The sequence below is a fragment of the Paraburkholderia sp. MPAMCS5 genome (assembly GCF_036016995.1).
GTDB lineage: Bacteria > Pseudomonadota > Gammaproteobacteria > Burkholderiales > Burkholderiaceae > Paraburkholderia.
Window position 1 is genome coordinate 58591 of the sequence record NZ_JAYXBK010000012.1, and the last position, 19650, is coordinate 78240.

Here is a 19650-nt window from a genome sequence, read left to right on the forward strand (position 1 = left end):
CGTCACGCTTGCCGAGCCTGAGAGCCTATCCGCAAAACTGAACAGGAGACACTGCATGCCATTCGAGGCCCAAACTCTTTTCATCGACGGCGCATGGACGGGCGCCCAATCCGCAGCCGTGCTCGAGGTACGCTCGCCCACTGACGGCGAAGCCTTCGCTGCGATTTCGCGCGGCGCCAAGGCCGACGCCGACCGCGCCGTCGATGCGGCGCGCCGCGCGCTGCAAGGCACGTGGGCCACGATGGCAGGCTTCGAGCGCGGCCGCATCATGGCGAAGCTGTCCGCGCTGATTCTCGCGAACGTGGAAGAGCTGGCGCAGGTCGAGGCGCGCGACACGGGCAAGCCGATCACGCAGGCGCGCACCGACATCCGGGCGACCGCGCGTTACTTCGAGTTCTACGCGGGTGCCGCCGACAAGATACTCGGCGACGTGCTGCCGTTTCTCGATGGCTACCAGGTGACGGTGCAGCGCGAGCCGCGCGGCGTTTGCGGACTGATTATTCCGTGGAATTATCCGGCCTCGATGTTCGGCCGCACGGTTGCGCCCGCGCTCGCCGCGGGCAACACGGTCGTGCTCAAGCCGGCGGAAGACGCGAGCATGAGCTGCGCGCGTCTGACTGCGCTCGCGCATGAGGCGGGTTTGCCGGCGGGCGTGCTCAATCTCGTGACCGGCCTCGGCGAAGAGGCGGGCGCGGCACTTTCGCAGCATCCGGACATCGACTTTCTGTCGTTCACGGGCTCGCCCGAAGTCGGCACGCTGATCCAGACAGCCGCCGCGAGAAACCATGTGCCGTGCGTGCTCGAACTCGGCGGCAAGTCGCCGCAAATCGTGTTCGACGATGCCGACTTCGAACGCGCGGCGCAAACCATTATCGGCGTGATTACGCAAAACGCGGGGCAAACCTGCTCGGCGGGCAGCCGCGTGCTGATCCAGCGCTCGGCATACGAGCGCTTTACCGCGATGCTCAAGGACCGCATGTCGGCCGTGCGAGTCGGCGCGCCCGCGGCCGATCTGCAATGCGGGCCGGTGATCAACCGCACGCAGGCGGAGAAAGTGCAGGGCTTTCTCGATCGCGCGCGCGCCGATGGTATCGAAGTGATCGCGCAAGGCGCGCTTCACGACAGCGCGGTGAAGACCGGTTACTTCGTGCTGCCGACGCTATTCGGTCCCGTGCCGACGACGCACGAACTCGCGCAAGACGAAGTGTTCGGACCCGTGCTCGCGGCCATTCCGTTCGACGACGAAGACGAGGCGATCCGTATCGCCAATGGCACGGCCTATGGTCTCGTCGCCGGGTTGTGGACGGAGAACGGCGCGCGTCAGATGCGAGTCGCGAAAAAGCTGCGCGTGGGGCAGGTGTTCATCAACAACTATGGTGCGGGCGGCGGCATCGAATTGCCGTTTGGCGGCGTGAAGCGCAGCGGCCATGGCCGCGAGAAGGGCCTCGAGGCGTTGAAGGAATACACGGTGGCGAAGACCATCGTGCTGCGTCACGACTGAACGCGCGCCAGCGCGCATCGCGACAACAACCGCATGGACATCATCAGGAGACAGTCCGTATGACGGCAGTACCCGACTATTCCCGCGCCGCAGTGCTACGCGAATTCAAGGCGCCTCTCGCGATCGAGGAAGTTCCCGTGCCGCGCGAAACCGAGCCGAACGCCGCGCTCGTCAAGATCGAAATGTGCTCGATCTGCGGCACGGATGTTCATCTGTGGCAAGGCTCGCTGTCGCTGAAGGTGAATCTGCCCGTCATCATCGGGCATGAGATGGTGGGCCGCGTGATTCGCGCGGGCGCGGGCGTGAGCACCGATTCCGTCGGCACGCCGCTGAAGGTCGGCGATCGCGTCGTCTATACGCACACGTCGTGCGGCGGCTGCTACTTCTGCACGACGGCCCGCAAACCGACGCTGTGCACGAACCGTCGCGCGTACATGTACGAGAACGTCGAGGAATCGCCGTATCTGCTCGGCGGCTTCTCGCAGTATGGCTATATCCTGCCGCAGGCGGGGCGTCTGCGCGTGCCGGACTCGGTGCCGAACGAACTGGCGAGCCTGTCGAGTTGTGCGTTGCGCTCGGTGATGAACGCCTTTTCGCAGATCGGCGAGATCGAGCCGACCGACACCGTGCTGATTCAGGGCGCGGGTCCGCTCGGTCTGCTGGCGACGGCGAATGCGCGCGTGCGCGGCGCGAAGAAGATCATCGTGATCGGTTCGCCGGAGCCGCGCCTGAAGATGGCGGAGCGTTTCGGCGCGGACGTGTGCATTCCCGTCGAAGGCACAACGCCTGCCGAGCGGCTCGACACGGTGCTCTCGCATACGGAAGGACGCGGCGCCGACATCGTGATGGAATTCACCGGCGTGCCCGCCGCATTCGCCGAGGGCCTCGCGCTGGCGCGTAAGGGCGGACGCTATCTGGTGGTCGGCCAGCTTGGCGAGGCGGCCACGTCGATGCAGCCTTCCATGATCGTCAAGAAGAACCTGCAGGTGATCGGTTCATTCTCCGGCGATGCGCGCAGCTACTCGCTTGCGTTGCAATTCCTCGACAGGCACCAGCACGCGTTTCCGTTTCACGAAATGATTTCGGGCCGCTACACGCTCGATCAGGTGAACCTCGCGCTCACGCGCATGAAGAATTTCGAAGAGATCAAGCCGGTCATCACGGTCGATTGACGCACGATGCCGGACCAATCCGGCTAAACATAATGGAGACAAACAGATGGCTATGAATCGTCGCAACTTTCTCGTCACTGGCGCAGGAACGGTGGCGGCCGCGGCCGCATCGGGCATGCTCGGCGCGCCGTGGATTCGCCGCGCGCAGGCGGCGGAGTTCACCTACAAGGTCGGCACCGATCTGCCTGCTTCCCATCCGTTGAACGTGCGCATTCAGGAGGCCGCGGATGCGATCAAAAAGGAAACCGACGGACGCATGGAGATCCGCGTGTTTCCGAACAATCAGCTCGGCGGCGATCCGGACATGTTCGCGCAACTTCGCGCGGGGGCGTTGGAGTTCTTCACGCTCTCGGGCGCGAATGCGCTCTCCGCGCTCGTGCCCAAAACGGCCATCTCCGGTGTCGGCTTCGCATTCAAGGATTACGACCAGGTGTTCTCGGCGCTCGACGGCGAACTCGGCGCGCATCTGCGCGGCCTGATCACGAAGGCAGGTCTCGTCGTGCAGGACAAGGTGTGGGACAACGGCTTCCGGCAGATCACGAGCAGCACGAAGCCGATCCTCACGCCCGCCGATCTGCAGGGAATGAAGATTCGCGTTCCGCCGGGCCGTCTGTGGATTTCGCTGTTCCGCGGATTGTCCGCCGCGCCGACTTCGATCAGCTTCAACGAGGTGTATTCGGCGTTGCAGACCAAGGTCGTGGAAGGTCAGGAAAACGCGCTCGCCGTGGTCGATACGGCGAAGCTTTACGAAGTGCAGAAATACTGCTCGATGACGAGCCATATGTGGGACGGCTTCTGGTTCCTCGGCAATCGCGCGGCATGGGAAAAGCTGCCCGCTAACATCCGCGACAGCGTGTCGAAGAACCTCAATGCGTCGGCGCTGCAACAGCGCAAGGACGTGGCGCAACTGAACGCGTCGCTGCAAAAGACGCTGGAAGGCAAGGGCCTCAAGATCAATTCGCCCGATGTGGCGCCGTTCCGCGAAGCCCTGCGCAAGTCGGGCTTCTACGCGGAACAGAAGCAGTTCTTCGGCGAGGAGGAGTGGGCGCTGCTCGAAAAAGTCACCGGGAAGCTAGCATGAGAACGCACATCGCCGAAGACTTCTCGCAGTCGCCGCACGGCGAGGGCGCGGGCACGATCGCGCTGCGCTCGACGCCGTGGCTCGCGCGCATCGACCGCGTGCTCGGGCTGATCGTCGAGGTGCCGGCCGCGTTGCTCGTGCTCGCGGAAATCGTGCTGCTCTTCAGCGGCGTGTGCGCGCGCTACGTGTTTCACATGCCGCTCGTGTGGGGCGACGAACTCGCGTCGATCCTCTTCCTGTGGCTCGCGATGACGGGCGCCGCGACGGCGCTGCATCGCGGCGCGCACATGCGGATGACGGCTATCGTGAACGGCGCGGGCCGCGAGTGGGGCGTGATATGGGATACGGTCTCGCTCGTGTCGAGCCTGCTGTTCCTCGGCCTGATCGCTGCGCCGGCGTATGCCTACATCCAGCAGCAATGGATGATCGTGACGCCCGCGCTCGAGTTCAACGACGGGCTGCGTGTCGCTGCGATCGTCTACGGCGTTGGCTGCATGTTGTTGATGTGCGTGGTGAAGCTGCTCGCGATCGGCTGGAAGCAGGCGTTGATCGGCGGGGCGGTGTCGGCGGCCGTCGTGGCGGGGCTGCACACGGCCGGACCGGTTCTGCAATCGCTCGGCAACCTGAACCTGCTGATCTTCTTTGTCGGCGTGGTCGGGTTCACGGTGCTGAGCGGCATGCCGATCGCGTTCTCATTCGGGCTGGCCGTTTTCTCGTATCTGTCGCTGTCGACGTTGATGCCGCTGGAAATCGTCGTGAGCCGGATGGACGAGGGCATGTCGCAACTGCTGTTGCTCGCCGTGCCGATGTTCATCTTCCTCGGCTTGCTGATCGAGATGACAGGCATGGCGCGCGCGATGATCGGCTTTCTCGCGTCGCTGCTCGGACATGTGCGCGGCGGACTGTCGTACGTGCTGGTCGGCGCGATGTATCTGATCTCGGGCATCTCGGGATCGAAGGCCGCCGACATGGCTGCCGTCGCGCCCATCCTGTTTCCCGAGATGAAAAAGCGCGGCGAGAAACCCGGCGAGCTGGTCGCGCTGCTGTCGGCGACGGGCGCGCAAACCGAGACCGTGCCGCCCAGCATCGTGCTGATCACCATCGGCTCAGTAACGGGCGTGTCGATTTCGGCGCTCTTCACGGGCGGCCTGCTGCCGGGCTTCGTGCTCGCGCTCGCGCTCTGCACGCTCGTGTGGTGGCGTTCGCGCCGCGCTCAGCCGGTCTCGGCGACGCGCGCGCCGCTGTCGCAGATCGCGAAGACGCTGTTCGTCGCCGTGCCGGCGCTCGCGCTGCCCGTCGTGATCCGCTTCGCGGTGGTCGAAGGCATCGCCACGGCCACGGAAGTCTCGACGGTCGGCATTGTCTACGCGCTGCTTGCCGGGCTACTGATCTATCGACAGTTCGACTGGAAGCGCATTGGACCGATGCTGGTCGAAACGGCTGCGCTGTCGGGCGCGATCCTGATCATCATCGGCACCGCGACGGCCATGGCGTGGGCACTCACGCAGTCCGGCTTTTCGCATAGCCTCGCCGCGTTCATGGAACACCTGCCGGGCGGCGCTGCCGGGTTCATGGTGGTGTCGGTGCTGATGTTCGTGCTGCTGGGCAGCGTGCTCGAAGGCATTCCCGCTATCGTGCTGTTCGGGCCGCTGCTGTTTCCGATCGCGCGCGCGGTGGGCATCCACGAAGTGCAGTATGCGATGGTCGTGATCCTGTCGATGGGACTGGGGCTGTTCTCACCACCATTCGGCGTCGGCTATTACGGCGCGTGTGCCGTCAGCAAGATTCATCCCGACGAAGGCATTCGGCCGATCATCGGCTACATGATCGCGCTGTTTGTCGGCATCATCGTGATCGCCGCCGTACCGTGGATTTCGATCGGGTTTCTGAAAGCGCCATGACGTCGCGCGCTTTATGCGGGCGTGATGCGCAATTGATGTGCAATAGAAAAAGGCGGTGACCGAAAGTCACCGCCTTTTTTTCGATGAAACAGCGGGCGCCTATTGCGTGTTGCCGTCGCGCGCGGTCACGAACAGATTCGCATCGCCCATTTGTCCGCCCTTGAGCGCGACCTGCAATCGATTCAGATACGGCTTGTTCGAAATCACGCGACAGAGGGGCGCGCCGGGCGTCAGACGCGCGTCGATTTCGAGTGCGTCGGGAGCGAGCACCTGAGTCACCTGGCTCGACGTATCGCCGCCCGACAGCACGAGGCGCCGCAAGGGCACGGCTTCGAGCACGGACTTCGCGATGGCGCCCAGGCGCTGTCCCAGCAGACGCCCGCCGCGATGCCGCGCTTCGTCGCGGCTCATGCCGCCTGCCGCGAGCGAATCGAGCATGGCGGCGATGCGCGGATCGCGCGGGCCGCGTGCCGTATGCATCACGACGCTGCGCCCGTCACGAAGCGCGGCGACGGTGCGCTCGACAATGCCTGCAAGCGCCTGCGACCCGCTGCGCTCGTCGAGCAACGCGCGTGCATCGATTGCAATATCGACGAAACCGGCCTCGATCGCCGCGTCGATCTGCGCGGCGGAAAGCGGCGACGCGCTGCCCGACAGCGCAAGGATCTGCGAGACGGGTTCGACGCGATCATACGAAGGCCGCGCGCGAGGCAACTGTCCGCTCTCCTGCCACCATTGCGTCAGCGCATATTCGAGCCCGGACGAGCCGAGCGCGAACAGCGGCCGAAAATGCTGCGCCGTGCGTTCGAGCAGACGCCCGACTTGCGTCAGCTGCGCGCCTGTCGCCGTGTCGAGCAGCAGGGCAGCCGGATTCGCCGCGAGCGCGTGTTGCCAGGCGGCGTCGAGGGTGCTGTTGTCCGCGTCGAAGTTCGGCAGGAAAAAGCCTGTCATCGGCAGAGCGGTTTGCCGCGCGAGATGACGCAGCAAATCTCCTTCGTCCATCGGCGTGACGGGATGCGCGCTCATGATCGGGTGACGGTCGATCCGGTAGATGCGGCCGTCGGTGCCGGAGCGCGCGAACAGGTTGCCGAACACGCAAAAGCGCTGCAAGGCCGGCGTGCCCGCGACGATCGGAATCGTGCCTTGCGTCACATGCGCCCGCGCGATTTCCATGACGCGGCCGATGCTGCCGATCGTCGCCGAACTGTCGAACGTCGAGCAGACCTTGTAATGCAGAATGGGCGCGTGCAACTCGCGCATCGCTGTGAAAATCCCGGGCAGCGCTGCGTCCATTTCGGCGGGCGTCATCGCGCGGCTGTCGCCGGCCACGCCAATCGCGTCGAAGCCGCGATCGCCGAGGCTGGCCAGTTGCGCGCGTGTCGGCGGCTTCAGGAAGAGGGCGCAGCGCAAGCCTGCGAAGGCGAGGACTTCCAGCGCGTCGGTGGAACCGGTGAAGTCGTCGCCGTAAAAGGCGAGGCGCAGCGAAGCTTGCGCGCGCAGCGAAACGTCGTCGCTCATCGTCGTGATCAGATCCCGTTGAAGTGGGACAGCGCGGCGCGCAAGGCGGGACGCGTGCGCGCATAGGTGTCGAGATCGACGCCTTCGACGGCTGCTTCCCACGCCTCGCGCATGCTCGCGACGCCCGCCGCGATACCCTGCGGATGGCCGATGATACCGCCGCCCGCCAGATGCATCAGATCGACGGTGCGAAGCGCGGCGAACATGTCGGGCGCCTGCGAGGCCCATTGCCCCGACGAGAACACGGGCATCAGCGGCGTGACGCCCGCGAACGGCGCGAGGCAGGCGCGCGCCGAATCGAGCACCGATGCGTCGGGCTCCCAGAACTTGCTGCGAATGCCGTTCACGTGCAGATGATCGACACCGGCGAGACGCCACAGCTTCTGATAAGCGGTGAACGAGAAGCCGAGCTGCGGGGAGCGCGTGAGCGCGCCCCAGCCATTGCGATGTCCGTGAATGGGCAATTGCGTGTGCTGACGAAGATGCTCCACGCCCGAAAATCCGACCCAGTTCACGCTCACCATGACGCAGTTGCCGCCGGCTTCGAGCACCTGATCGTGACGCCGCAGCATTTCGTCGATAGTCCCCGAAATGTTGATCGCGTACATCGGCATGCGGCCCAGGCGGTCCGCGTGACGGTGCAGCACGGGCATGACGGCGGCAAGCCGCGCATCGAAGCTTGCGTAAGCGGGGTCCGCGAGCAGCTCGTCGTCCTTGATGAAGTCGATGTCGGCGGCGCACAGATCGTCGACGATCTTCGCGGTCTGATCGGGCAGCAGCCCGATGCTCGGCTTGATGATCGTGCCGATCAGCGGGCGTGCATGCACGCCCGCGGCGCGCCGTGTTCCATCGATGCCGAATCGCGGTCCGGGAAAGCGCTGCGCGTGATCGTCGGGCAACTGGATATCGAGCAGGCGCAAGCCGGTAATCTCGCCGAGTTCGAACAGATTGCCCGCGACAGTGGACAGCAACTGCTGCAGATTCGCGCCGACATTGTCCACGGGAAAGGCGATCTCGATCTCGCCGCGATAGTAGATCTCGGCCGCTTCCTTGCGCTCGACGTAAGCGCTACGCAGCGACGCATCGAGCGCGGGCGGCAGCGAGTCGACCTTGACCACGCGAGCCCGCGCGCGTTCCTTGAGCGCGTCGGTTTCGCCGGGCAGCGCGAGGAAGGTGCCACTCGACTGCTCGCCCGCGATGACCTCGGCGGACTTCGCGATGGGAACCGAACTTTCGACGAAATAGCGCGCCGTGAATTCCGCGCGTGAATGAGTAGAGTTGGGCATGTCGTGGCTCGTTGTTGTGCTGTGCGCTAGCGGAGGAAGCGAAAAATGCAGTGAAGGAGCGTCGCGTCTGCGGCAATGCGCAAATGCGGCGCGCGTCGCGCGTGAAGGCCGCGTGCATCGATTCACGGACTATAAGATTGACCGTCTGAAGCTTCAAACGATATGATTTCAGCGAGCGATGCAAAAAACTCACAATAGGATCGCGCCCTCTGCAGTCTCTCTGTCCAGTCTTTGCGGTATCGCGTTGGCGTATGCAGGTCGCTGCGCGAGCACTCTCTTGCGAGGAAATCTGCGCGTGCCCCGTCCTTCCCTCAATGCATTGCGCGCGTTCGAAGCGACTGCGCGTTTGCGCAGCTTCGGAGACGCTGCGCAAGAGCTTTCCGTCACACACGGCGCGATCAGCCGTCACATCCGCTCACTCGAAGACAACCTCGGCGTGCTGCTGCTCCTGCGCAACGCGCATTCGACCGAGCCGACGCCCGAAGGCGCACGCCTTGCCGACGGATTGTCGCGCGCGTTCAATCTGATCCAGACGAGTGTCGAGCAGGTGAGGCCCGGTCCCCTCACGCTATCGTGTTCCGCGTCGATCATGATGTACTGGCTGTTGCCGAGGCTCGGCAGGCTGCATCGCAAGCATCCGGGGCTGGAAGTCGGCTTCAACACGGGCTATGACGAAGTCGATTTCACGCGCGATAACATCAGCGTCGCGATTCGTCTGAGCACGATCAGGGCGCCGAGGGAAATCGAGCCGCACCCGCTGGTCGACGAATGGGTTGGCCCTGTGTGTGCGCCCGAATATATGCGCGCCACGCGCATGACCGGCGTGGGCGACCTGGAGCGCGCGCGGCTTCTGGCGACCAACACGCGCCCGGCGGCGTGGGACGACTGGTATGCGGCGGCGGGGCATGCGGCGGCGCGCCGGCCGCCCGTCGCCGAGTCGTTCGAGCACTTCTATTTGCAGATTCAGGCCGCGAAATGCGGGCTGGGCGTGGCCAACGTGCCGCGGATGCTGGTGCGCGGCGAACTCGATTCGGGCGCGCTCGTCGCGCCATTCGGCTTCGTGCCCGGACCACGCAAGCTCGTGCTGTGGGTCGCGCCGCATCTCGAAGCGCGGCCGCAGGCCAGCGCGCTCGTCGAATGGCTCAAGGACGAGTTCAATCAGGCCGAAGCCAACGCGCTCTCGTCCTGAGCGACGAACGCGCCATCTGAACCGCGCGTTGCGAACTTACATGGCGGTGCCGCCGTCCGCGTTGTACACGTGTCCCGTTACAAACGACGCCTCCGGCGATGCGAGAAAAGCGATCACGGCGGCGATCTCTTCCGGTTGCGCGCCGCGACCCATCGGCGTGGCGGCATAAATCGTGTCGATGAAGCCAGGCGGCTTGGTCTCGAGCTGCCGACGCACGAAATCGGTCAGCGTGAAGGCGGGCGCGACCGCGTTCACACGGATGCCCGATTTCGCAAACTCTTTCGCTAGCGACTTGGTCATCGCGATGATCGCGCCCTTCGACGTGGCGTAGGCCGCCGTGCCGAGCATGCCGCCGCCTTTCTGCCCGGCAATCGAACTGAGGTTGACGATCGCGCCACGCTTGTGCTCGACCATGCGCGCAATCGCGTGTTGACAGCACAGCCAGGTTCCCGTCGTGTTCACTTCGATCACGCGGCGAAATTCTTCGAGCGTGATGTCGAGGAAGGGCTTCGCGCTCTCCAGACCCGCGCTGTTCACGAGGACATCGAGACGACCCCAGCGGCCAATCACGGTTTCCATCATCGCCTTGACACTCGCTTCGTCGGCGACATCGACTTTGACAGCGATCGCGTCCGCGCCGCGTGCGCGGATCTTTTCCGCGGTCGCGGTCGCGGGCTCTTCACGCAGATCGGCTATCACGACGCGATGGCCACGCTCGGCAAGCAGGATCGCGCTCGCTTCGCCGATGCCGCTCGCCGCGCCGGTGACAATCGCCACAGGTGTTTCATTCGTCATTGTTCTCTGCCCCTTATGGCGCGACGACAACTCGCCGCCGCGGATCACGCGCCCGCCACCCGCGAGCGCCGGGAAAAATATAGTGCACGGGCTGGGCGCACATCAAACGATATGTTTTCCTGGGCAGAAGAGAAAAAGTCACAGCAGGAAATTGAACGCCGCCTCCGCATCGACGGGCAGTCGCTTATCTACGGAAGCTGGGATTGATTCCGCTTCGCCTCCAGCAGATCGATCAGCAATTGATCGCGCTGGCGAAGCATTTCCGCGAACTCGTACGGCATCAGCTCTGCTTCGACGCCTTTCGCAATCGACTCGATGTAGTCGTCGTTCTCGGGATAGGTGCCCAGATCTCTGGCCCATTCACGCTGGGCCGGCCCCAGATGCTGCAACACATGCGTAATTCCGCCCGGACCTCCGGACGCGTGAAGATTGAGAAATGGACCGAGCAGCGCCCAGCGCAAGCCAGGACCATAGGCGATGGCCGTGTCGATGGCCTCCACTGACGCGACCCCGCGCTGCACAAGGCTGATGGCTTCCTGCCAGAGCGCCACCTGCAGCCGGTTCGCAATATGGCCCTTGACTTCCTTGTCGATCCGGATGGGCTTCTTGCCTGTCGCTGCGTAGAACGCCATGGTCCGCGCGACGCTTTCGGCCGATGTCAGGCGACCGCCGCCAACCTCCACCAACGGAATGATGTGTGACGGATTAAACGGATGTCCGAGGACGATTCGTTCCGGATGCCGGGCCGCCGCCTGGATCTCGCTGACCGATAGCCCCGACGACGACGACGCGATGATCGCGTCTGCCTTCGCCGCCGCTTCGATATCCGCTATCAACGTGTGCTTGACGTCGAGACGTTCGGGGCCGCTTTCCTGAATGAAGTCGGCCTGACGTACCGCCGTGGCGACATCGGTTGTGAAGGTCAAATTCCGGCGCGAAGCGCCGTTTGCGAGGCCAAGTCTCTCGAGCGCGGGCCACGCGTTGTCGATCCAGTCGCGCAGCCGCGACTCGGCGCCGTCAGCGGGGTCCGTCGCGGTGACCGCGAAACCCTGCGCGAGGAAATGCGTCGCCCAGCCCGCGCCGATCACGCCCGTTCCGACAATCGCAACGTTGACGGCTGACTCGTTCATGCCTGCGCTTCCATGCAGGCCGCGCGAGTTGCTTCGCCCAAGGGCCGCAGTCCGATGATCTCGCGCGCCTCGGCCGGGGTTGCCGGCTCATAGCCCATTTCGCGGACCAGGCGCACGAGCCGCTCGACCAGTTGCACGTTGGTCGCCAGCTCGCCGTGGCGATAGTACAGATTGTCTTCGAGACCGACGCGCACGTGGCCGCCCAGCAGCAGCGAGTTCATCGCGGCGGGCAACTGCGCCGCGCCGATGGCGCTCACGTTGAAGACGGTGTTGCGCGGCAGGTGATCGACCATGGTCTGCAACAGGCGCGGCGTGTAAGGCAACGCTCCCTGGAACGCATTCGCGCCGATGACGATATTGATGAAGTGCGGCGCGTCATCGAGGCCTTCATTGATGGCGCGCTGCACATCCTGAACGATGTCGGCGAGGCCGAACACTTCCCACTCCGGCTTGATGCCGCGCGCCTTCATCATCTCGGCGATCTGACGGATGCGCGAAGGCGGCGTTGCCACAAGGATTTCCTTGCCGCCGAAGCTCGCGATGACCGTCTGCGCGTCGAGCGTGCACATCTCGACGCCGTCGCCCTGCATGCCTTTCAGGCGTTCTTCCCACTGAATTTCCCACAGGCCGTTGTCGAGTTCGCGCACCATGTCGCCATTGATGCCGCCACCCGTGGAATTGTTCAGGATGATGTCGCACTTCGCGCGAATCAGCCGGTTGATGTGGCTATAGATCGCGGGATCGCAGGTGGCCTCGTCGTCGGGACGCCGTGCATGCACCGCGACCACACTCGCGCCGGCGTTAAAGCAGCGGTAGGTGTCGTCGGCAATCTCCTGGGGCTGCGTCGGCAGGCGCGGGTTCATTCGCTTGTTCGCCATGCCGCCGGTCGGGGCGACGGTCACGATGACTTTGGGTGTGCTCATGCTGGTGTTCTCCAGAAATGAAATTCGTCAGGAATACGATCTGATCAGGGAAGCAGGACTCGGCTAGTGGGCGCTCGGGCCATCGCCCGGACCGACGCGGACCGCGCTCTTCGGCAGGCCCAGCAGTATCATCAGGCCACCGAGAATGACGAGTGCGGTCAAGGCGAAAAGACCCATCTGAATGCTGCCGGTCGCGCCCTTGATCCAGCCGATCAGCGTCGGGCTCACGAAGCCGCCGAGGATGCCGAGCGAGCTGATCACCGCGATGCCGGCAGCCGCGGCATCGCGTCCGAGGTAGGTCGGAGGAATCGACCAGAACAGCGAGCCGCCGCCAAAAATGAAGAACGAGGCGACGCAAAGCAGCGCCATCACCGGAACGACATCGGCGCCAAGACAGGACGTCAAGGCGAGGGCGACGGCACCGAGGGCGAGGGTTCCGCCGACATGCCAGCGACGCTCCTTGAAACGGTCCGAGCTGCGGCTAATGACAAGCACGCCCAACGCACCGAAGACATAGGGCACGGCCGTGTACCAGCCGATCGTCGCGATGGGCGCGATACCGAGACCTTTGATCATGGTCGGCAACCAGAACGTCAGCGTGTAGACGGCGCAGGCGCAGCAGAAATACACGAAGGCGAGCACATAGGTTTTGGGATCGGCGAGCGCGGCGGCGAGCCTGCCATGATGTCCGGCCTTGGCGTCGCCCCGATGGTCGGCTTCGAGAGCGGAGCGCATCAATGCTTTCTCGGCGTCGTCAAGCCACGGCGCGCGAGCCGGCTTGTCCGGCAGCAGTCGATACAGCAAAAGCCCCATCAGGACAGTCGGCAGTCCCTCGACGAGAAAAAGCCACTGCCAGCCGTGCATGCCGCCGAAGCCTTCCATGCCGCTCATGATGGTTCCCGACAGCGGACCGCCGAGGACGCCCGTGATCGGCATGCCGAACAGAAACAGGCCCGTCACGCGACCCCGCCGCTGGCTCGGATACCAATACGTCAGATACAGAATGATGCCGGGAAAGAACCCCGCCTCGAACATGCCGAGCAGCAGCCTGATGCCGTAAAACTGCCACGGTGCCGTGACAAAAGCGGTAGCGGCGGACGCGAGGCCCCACAACACCATGATGCGCAGAAAAGTCAGCCGCGCCCCAATTTTCTCCAGCAGCAGATTGCTGGGCACCTCGAACAGCAGATAGGTGACGAAGAAGATGCCCGCGCCGAGTCCATAGACGGCATCGGAGAAAGCGAGGTCGTGCTTCATCTGCAACTGCGCGTATCCGATATTGATCCGGTCAAGAAACGCGAAGACATACGCGAGCAGCACCATCGGCATGATGCGCCAGGTGACCTTGCGAAAGACGGCGTCTTCCGCCATCTGGCCCGACGGGCTTCCGACGGGCGCGGCTGCGATGGGCACCGAGGGGGCGCGATTCAGATTCATTGCGTGTCTCCGGGTCTTGTATGACACGCATTATTTCGGGTGACCGAACTTAGGACTGTCGCTGGCGCGACAGTTGGAATAGGCGTAAACGCGAAGTGCGGCGAGAGCCCGCGTGCATGCTCGCGGGAAAGGCTTGCGACGTTACCGGGCCAGAGCGGTCAGCCCCGCCAGATCCAGAACGACGATGCCGCCGTATTCGGTGCGCACGAGGCCGGCGTTCTTGAAGCGGGTCATCGCCTTGTTGCAGGTTTGACGCGACACCGCGGCAAGGTTGGCAAGCTCTTCCTGCGACAGCGGCAAATGTCCCGCGCCGCTCGGGTTGGACAACGGCTGCACCATGCCGACGAGTGCGCGGGCGACCAGGCTATCGGTGTCGAGCAGTCCGTGCGCGGCGACGTCCGCCATGAACCAGTGCAGACGCTCGTTCACCTGTAGCAGCAGAAATTCGTTGAAGGAGGGCTGATGCTCGCGAAGCCACGCGAAGGTGGCGCGGGGAATCTGCGCGACGCGGCTATCGCGCAGTGCGATGAGATCGGACTCGCGCGGTGCGTTTCGAATCAGCGTGCCTTCGCCAAACCAGCTGCCGACCGACTGCCCGCCCAGCGTGATGGTTTGTCCGTCGCGCGCGGTGACCGACCATTTGATGAGCCCCTCCAGCATCCCGAACCACATCTGCTGCCGCTCGCCATGATGTCCCAGAGACTGGCCGGCTGCGACGGCGCGCTCGGAGGTGTCAGCGCGCACGCGAGACTTCGCGGGTTCGTCGAGCGCGAGGAACCAGGGCGACTGCGCGAGCAGTTCGTCGACCGACAGCGCGATCGTTGCGACTCTTATTTGCCTGACCATCCCGTTCCCCCGAAGACGCTCCCGCCGCGCCGAACATGAACTGTCGCCGCGCGGACAGTCTGGCGACAGCAAAGCCTGCACAATGTCCGCACTGGGATACTGAGCATAAATCCGTGACTAAAGAAATTGTCTATTTTGTCGAAGTTCAATTTGGCGATTGTGACCCGGCCGGAATTGTCTTCTTCCCAAACTTCTCGCGCTGGATGGACGCCGCCTCGCACGATTATTTTATACAGTGCGGCCTGCCGCCATGGCGCGAGATGAACGAGTTGCGCGATTGTGTCGGTCCGCCGCTGCTGGAATTTCATACGCGCTTCGTCAACGCGGCGACCTACGGCGAACGCCTCGCGATCCATACTCGCGTTGAAGAATGGCGCGGCAAGGTTTTCATCATGAGCCATCGGATCATGCGCGGCGAAATCTTGATCTGCGAAGGCCAGGCGACACGCGCATTGTGCATCAAGCAGGCCGACGGACGGCTGAAGGCCGTCCCGGTCCCCGAGTTCATACGCGCAGCCTGCGACTGAGCGGCGTGCGCGGTTTCAATCAGAAACGAGGACTTCATGATTCCATCGAAAGGCAAGCGCGTGCTGGTGACGGCAGGTGCGGGCGGAATAGGGCGCGCCATCGCGGAAGCATTCGTCGCGGACGGTGCGAGCGTTTTTGTCTGCGATATCGACGAGACAGCGCTGTTGCACATGCAGGCGCAATTGCCCGGCATCAGAACCGCGGTGTGCGACATCGCGGATAGCTCGGCGGTTTCGCAAATGGTCGCGGGCGCGGCGTCCGCGCTCGGCGGTCTCGACGTGCTCGTCAACAATGCAGGCATAGCCGGGCCGACCGCGAGTGTTGCCGAGATGGACGCCGACGCGTGGGAAGCCGTGCTGCGCGTGAATCTCACCGGCACCTTCACCGTGACGCAGCGCGCCATTCCCTTGCTGAAACAATCGGGCTCGGGCGTGATCGTCATCATGTCGTCGCTTGCCGGGCGCTTCGGTTATCCGAATCGAAGTCCTTATTCGACCTCCAAATGGGGGCTCATTGGCTTGACCAAGACGCTCTCGCGTGAACTCGGCGAATTCGGCATCCGGGTCAACGCGATCTTGCCCGGCGCCGTCGAAGGTCCACGCATCCAGCAGGTGTTGTCCGCACGCGCGTCGGCCAGCGGCCGCACGGTGGAGCAGGAAAAAGCGGCGGCGCTCGCCAACCAGTCGATCAAGCGCTTCGTCGATCCGGCCGACATCGCCGCGCTCGCCGTCTTTCTCGCATCCGATGCCGGACGGTCCATATCGGGTCAACTGATTCCCATCGACGGCGACTCGCAAAGCGCATCCTGATCCCAGGGTATACGGCAGAGCCGCGAGAAGTTCTTGGATATAGTTGGTGTACGGAGTATATTCGCTGCCACGGTAGTCGAGACTAAATGGAGGACAACATCATGCAATTTCATCTCAACGGTTTTCGCACGGACGATCCAATGATCGAGCCGGCCGCCGAAGGCGCGCCTCGCATCGACATGCCCGCCGCGGTCGATGTTCTCATCGTCGGAAGCGGGCCGGCGGGACTCGTGCTGGCGGCCCAGTTGTCGCAGTTTCCGTCAATCACAACGCGCATCGTCGAGCGTCGCTCGGGGCCGTTGCTGATGGGACAGGCGGACGGCGTTGCTTGCCGGACTGTCGAGATGTTCCATGCATTCGGGCTCAGCGAGCGTCTGCTGCGTGAAGCGTATTGGGTCAATGAGACCGTTTTCTGGAGACCCGGCGCCAACGACCGTGGTGCGATTAAGCGTACCGGACGTGTTCAGGACACCGAATCAGGTATCTCCGAGTTTCCGCATGTCATTGTGAATCAGGCGCGCGTGCAGGAGTACCTTCTCGATGTAATGCGACGGTCCGCACAACGGATTGAACCCGATTACGATTTCGAGGTCGTCAATGTCAAGCGCGATGATGCCGACGCCTATCCGGTGATCGTCACGTTGCGCCGGACGGATGCGGCGCGGCTCGGTGAGGAAGTCACGGTGCGCGCGCGTTACGTGGTGGGTTGCGACGGCGCCCGCAGCCGCGTGCGCACGGCCATTGGTCAGACGCTGAACGGCGACGCCGCGAACCACGCGTGGGGCGTCATGGATGCGCTGGCCGTGACCGATTTCCCGGACATTCGCCTCAAGGCCGCGATCCAGTCCGCGAGCAAGGGCAACCTGCTGATCATTCCACGCGAAGGCGGCTATCTCGTGCGCTTTTACGTCGATCTCGGCGAAGTCACGCCGGAGAATCGCGACACCATCAAGCAGACCACGGTGGAGCGCATTATCCAGACCGCGCAAGGAATCCTTCATCCTTATTCGCTGGACGTCAAAGAGGTCGCGTGGTTCTCGGTGTATGAAGTCGGGCAACGCCTGACCGATCGCTTCGACGATGCCATCGCGGCCGATGGAGCATTGTGTGAACCACGCGTGTTCATCGCGGGCGATGCCTGTCATACGCACAGCGCGAAAGCGGGGCAAGGTATGAACGTCTCGATGCAGGATGGCTTTAATCTCGGCTGGAAGCTCGGGGCAGTGCTGCAAGGACGCAGCGACGCGAAGCTCCTGCGTACGTATTCGGATGAACGGCAGCCTGTCGCGCAGGAACTCATCGACTTCGACAAGGAGTGGTCCGCGATGATGGCCGCGCCGCCGAAAGACCCCGAGCATCCCGAGGCGGGCGGTGTCGATCCCGCCGAACTTCAGGCGTACTTCGTGCGCGCGGGCCGATATACGGCGGGCGTGGCGACGCGCTATCGTGCGGGTGCGCTGACGGGCGAAGCGACGCACCAGTCGCTCGCGAGCGGCTTCACGATCGGAACGCGCTTTCATTCATCGCCCGTCGTTCGCATCGCCGATGCAAAGCCGATGCACCTCGGTCACGTTGCGCGCGCTGACGGCCGCTGGCGCCTGTACGCTTTCTCGGACATGAGCGGCAAGGCACTCGACGCGCTCTGCGAGCATCTCGCCACGTCGCCGGAATCCGTTCTACGCATGGTTACACCGAGCGATACCGATGCGGATAGTGTCATCGATCTGCGCGCCGTGTTGCACAAGCCGCATCGCGAAGTCCGGCTCGACGATCTGCATGCGTCGTTGCTGCCGCGCAAGGGCCGATACGGCCTGGTCGACTATGAGAAGGCATTTACGAGCGACGCGTCGACTGATATCTTCGACGAGCGCGGCATCGACCGCGAACGGGGCGCGCTCGTCGTGGTCCGTCCGGATCAATACGTGGCACATGTACTGCCGCTCGACGCCTTCGCGGAATTGAATGCGTTCTTGCGGCCCATTTTTCTAACCGATTCCATTTTGCAGAACCGCTAGACAGTGCCGCCGAAAATCGACAACCCTGACGCGCTCTCCAAATTTACTGGCAGCCTGGTGCGCCGCGCTCAACAGCGGCATCTGGCTGTCTGGCAAAGCGAGGTTTCCACGGAGATCACGAGCGTCCAGTACGCGGCGCTCGAAATCCTGCGCAGGACGCCGGGCGTCAACCAGCGCCAGCTTGGCGATGAACTCGACGTGGACCGGTCGACCATCGCCGATCTCGTCGCGCGCATGGTCCGCAATGAATTGATCGAACGTTCCGACGATCCCGTCGACAAGCGCAGCTACGTGCTGTTCCTCACATCGGCCGGCAAGAAGCAGCTTGCGACGTTGCGGCCGCGTGTCGAGGAAGTCGAGCGCATTCTTACCGCGAAGCTGACGCCGGCCGAAGCGCGCGAGTTGCGGCGCCTGTTGTCGGCGCTGTTGCCGACTGGCGAGTAGTGCATTCGCGCATGGTTGAATCCTCGAAGCCGGAAGCGCGCGCCGTACCGGCCTGAAGGCGCAACCGATGTCGCGGCCTCACTCCATGGGCGCGAGGCCGACGGTGTGTGGCCGCGCTCGCTGGAGCAGCTCCACGAGCCGCTGAGCAAGCGGTGAGACGTAGCCGCCGGCACGTAGCACGGCGCCCACACTGCGCGCGAGATCCAGCTCGTTTTCGTCGACGTTCAATGGCGAGATCCCGCGCTGCGCGTTGGCCGTCGCATTGCCCGCGATGCAGAGCATGCGCGAGCCGCGCAACAATTCGAGCAGCGCAGGCACAGCAAAGTCCGTTTCCACCCGCAACGCCGGTTCGGCCAGCCCTTGCCGACGAAAGGCGTCATTCACCTGGCGGCGCAGCGGAATGTTCGAGCCCGGCAGCAGCCACTCCTCGTTGGCCAGATCGCGCAGTTTGAGGCGCGACTTATGGTGCAGCGGATGCGATTCGTCGGCCATGACGTGCAGGCGGTCGCGAAATAGCGGCAGCGTGGCGAAATCCTTGCTCATGTCGGGCGGCTCCGGCGCGACCGCCATATCCAGTTCACCCGCCTTCATTAGCGTAAAGAGATCGTTGGCGAGCCGCCGACGCAGGCGCAGACGCGCTGCGGGCCGCTCGTTCATCAACTGACGGCATGCGCGCAGCACGATCGAATCGGGCACTGTCGGCGAATAGCCCACGCGCAAAATGCCTTGCTCGCCGGTCTGGATCGCGCGCAGTTCCTTGAGCGCGTCATCGTATTCGAGCGCGATGCGTCGCGCGCGCTCGACGAACACCGTACCGCCCGGCGTGAGCGCAACGCCGTTCGGGCTGCGGTGAAAAACAGCGAGTCCCACTTCGCTCTCGATGCGCTTGATGGCCTTGGTCAGCGCGGGCTGGCTCATGCCGAGCGCCTCCGCCGCCTTGCCGATGCTGCCGCAGCGATGGACTTCGAGCAGATAGTCCAGATCGCGTGTCTCCATGCCCATTCCCCTTGGTTATGGGTTTATATCCAATGCTTCATTGCGGTGATGACCGATATCTTACACACTGCTTCGACAT

Annotated in this window: 17 protein-coding genes; 9 read left to right on the forward strand and 8 right to left on the reverse strand. The window is 63.9% G+C overall.

Translation table 11 applies throughout. The annotated features are described in order from the left end of the window. The first annotated feature begins 55 nt into the window (after positions 1-55). The 4 genes from VOM14_RS23330 to VOM14_RS23345 are packed head-to-tail and all read left to right on the forward strand — an operon-like array spanning position 56 to position 5655. The gene (locus tag VOM14_RS23330; protein ID WP_327631121.1) at positions 56-1501 is read left to right on the forward strand and encodes an aldehyde dehydrogenase family protein; all 1446 of its coding nucleotides are present in this window, start codon (positions 56-58) and stop codon (positions 1499-1501) included. A gap of 59 nt (positions 1502-1560) precedes the next feature. Beyond that, entirely contained in the window at positions 1561-2673 is a 1113-nt protein-coding gene (locus VOM14_RS23335; protein WP_327631122.1) for a zinc-binding dehydrogenase, read from the forward strand. A 46-nt stretch (positions 2674-2719) separates the two neighbouring features. Beyond that, positions 2720-3754, forward strand: a complete 1035-nt coding sequence (locus VOM14_RS23340) for a TRAP transporter substrate-binding protein (RefSeq protein WP_327631123.1) — start codon at positions 2720-2722, stop codon at positions 3752-3754. Further along, positions 3751-5655, forward strand: a complete 1905-nt coding sequence (locus VOM14_RS23345; RefSeq protein WP_327631124.1) for a TRAP transporter large permease — start codon at positions 3751-3753, stop codon at positions 5653-5655. Before VOM14_RS23340 ends, VOM14_RS23345 begins: the two co-directional genes overlap by 4 nt. A 99-nt stretch (positions 5656-5754) precedes the next feature. Here VOM14_RS23345 and VOM14_RS23350 read toward each other — a convergent pair whose 3' ends face one another. Then, complete coding sequence (locus VOM14_RS23350; protein WP_327631125.1) at positions 5755-7173, reverse strand: four-carbon acid sugar kinase family protein; 1419 nt, start codon at positions 7171-7173, stop codon at positions 5755-5757. An 8-nt stretch (positions 7174-7181) separates the two neighbouring features. Continuing rightward, positions 7182-8459 carry a ribulose-bisphosphate carboxylase large subunit family protein gene (locus VOM14_RS23355; RefSeq protein ID WP_327631126.1) on the reverse strand — a complete coding sequence of 426 codons (1278 nt, stop codon included), beginning with the start codon at positions 8457-8459 and terminating at the stop codon, positions 7182-7184. A 295-nt stretch (positions 8460-8754) separates the two neighbouring features. Between VOM14_RS23355 and VOM14_RS23360 the strand changes: the two genes are divergently transcribed. Further along, positions 8755-9648, forward strand: coding sequence for a LysR substrate-binding domain-containing protein (locus VOM14_RS23360; RefSeq protein WP_327631127.1), 894 nt, complete (start codon positions 8755-8757; stop codon positions 9646-9648). 36 nt (positions 9649-9684) lie between these two features. Here the strand turns inward: VOM14_RS23360 and VOM14_RS23365 are convergent, their stop codons facing one another. The 5 genes from VOM14_RS23365 to VOM14_RS23385 all read right to left on the reverse strand — a co-directional run bounded on the left by VOM14_RS23365 (position 9685) and on the right by VOM14_RS23385 (position 14779). Then, positions 9685-10443 carry an SDR family NAD(P)-dependent oxidoreductase gene (locus VOM14_RS23365; protein ID WP_327631128.1) on the reverse strand — a complete coding sequence of 253 codons (759 nt, stop codon included), beginning with the start codon at positions 10441-10443 and terminating at the stop codon, positions 9685-9687. 188 nt (positions 10444-10631) lie between these two features. Continuing rightward, positions 10632-11573 carry a 3-hydroxyacyl-CoA dehydrogenase NAD-binding domain-containing protein gene (locus tag VOM14_RS23370; RefSeq protein ID WP_327631129.1) on the reverse strand — a complete coding sequence of 314 codons (942 nt, stop codon included), beginning with the start codon at positions 11571-11573 and terminating at the stop codon, positions 10632-10634. Further along, positions 11570-12496: a 3-keto-5-aminohexanoate cleavage protein gene (locus VOM14_RS23375; RefSeq protein ID WP_327631130.1), complete on the reverse strand. Its 927-nt coding sequence runs from the start codon at positions 12494-12496 to the stop codon at positions 11570-11572. The genes VOM14_RS23370 and VOM14_RS23375 overlap by 4 nt, the downstream gene beginning before the upstream one ends. Before the next feature lie 63 nt (positions 12497-12559). Continuing rightward, positions 12560-13933: an MFS transporter gene (locus tag VOM14_RS23380; RefSeq protein ID WP_327631131.1), complete on the reverse strand. Its 1374-nt coding sequence runs from the start codon at positions 13931-13933 to the stop codon at positions 12560-12562. Between the two features lie 141 nt (positions 13934-14074). Beyond that, entirely contained in the window at positions 14075-14779 is a 705-nt protein-coding gene (locus VOM14_RS23385) for a Crp/Fnr family transcriptional regulator (RefSeq protein ID WP_327631132.1), read from the reverse strand. Positions 14780-14892: 113 nt separating this feature from the next. Here VOM14_RS23385 and VOM14_RS23390 point away from each other — a divergent pair, with 113 nt between their 5' ends. The 4 genes from VOM14_RS23390 to VOM14_RS23405 all read left to right on the forward strand — a co-directional run bounded on the left by VOM14_RS23390 (position 14893) and on the right by VOM14_RS23405 (position 18575). After that, positions 14893-15306, forward strand: a complete 414-nt coding sequence (locus VOM14_RS23390) for an acyl-CoA thioesterase (RefSeq protein WP_327631218.1) — start codon at positions 14893-14895, stop codon at positions 15304-15306. A gap of 36 nt (positions 15307-15342) precedes the next feature. Beyond that, positions 15343-16116 (forward strand): SDR family oxidoreductase, encoded by a 774-nt coding sequence (locus VOM14_RS23395; protein ID WP_327631133.1) that lies wholly within the window; start codon positions 15343-15345, stop codon positions 16114-16116. Positions 16117-16217: 101 nt separating this feature from the next. Further along, the gene (locus tag VOM14_RS23400) at positions 16218-18131 is read left to right on the forward strand and encodes an FAD-binding monooxygenase (RefSeq protein ID WP_327631134.1); all 1914 of its coding nucleotides are present in this window, start codon (positions 16218-16220) and stop codon (positions 18129-18131) included. A gap of 3 nt (positions 18132-18134) precedes the next feature. Next, positions 18135-18575, forward strand: coding sequence for a MarR family winged helix-turn-helix transcriptional regulator (locus VOM14_RS23405; RefSeq protein ID WP_327631135.1), 441 nt, complete (start codon positions 18135-18137; stop codon positions 18573-18575). Positions 18576-18653: 78 nt separating this feature from the next. Here the strand turns inward: VOM14_RS23405 and VOM14_RS23410 are convergent, their stop codons facing one another. Further along, positions 18654-19571, reverse strand: a complete 918-nt coding sequence (locus tag VOM14_RS23410) for a LysR family transcriptional regulator (protein WP_327631136.1) — start codon at positions 19569-19571, stop codon at positions 18654-18656. Positions 19572-19650: the final 79 nt, after the last annotated feature.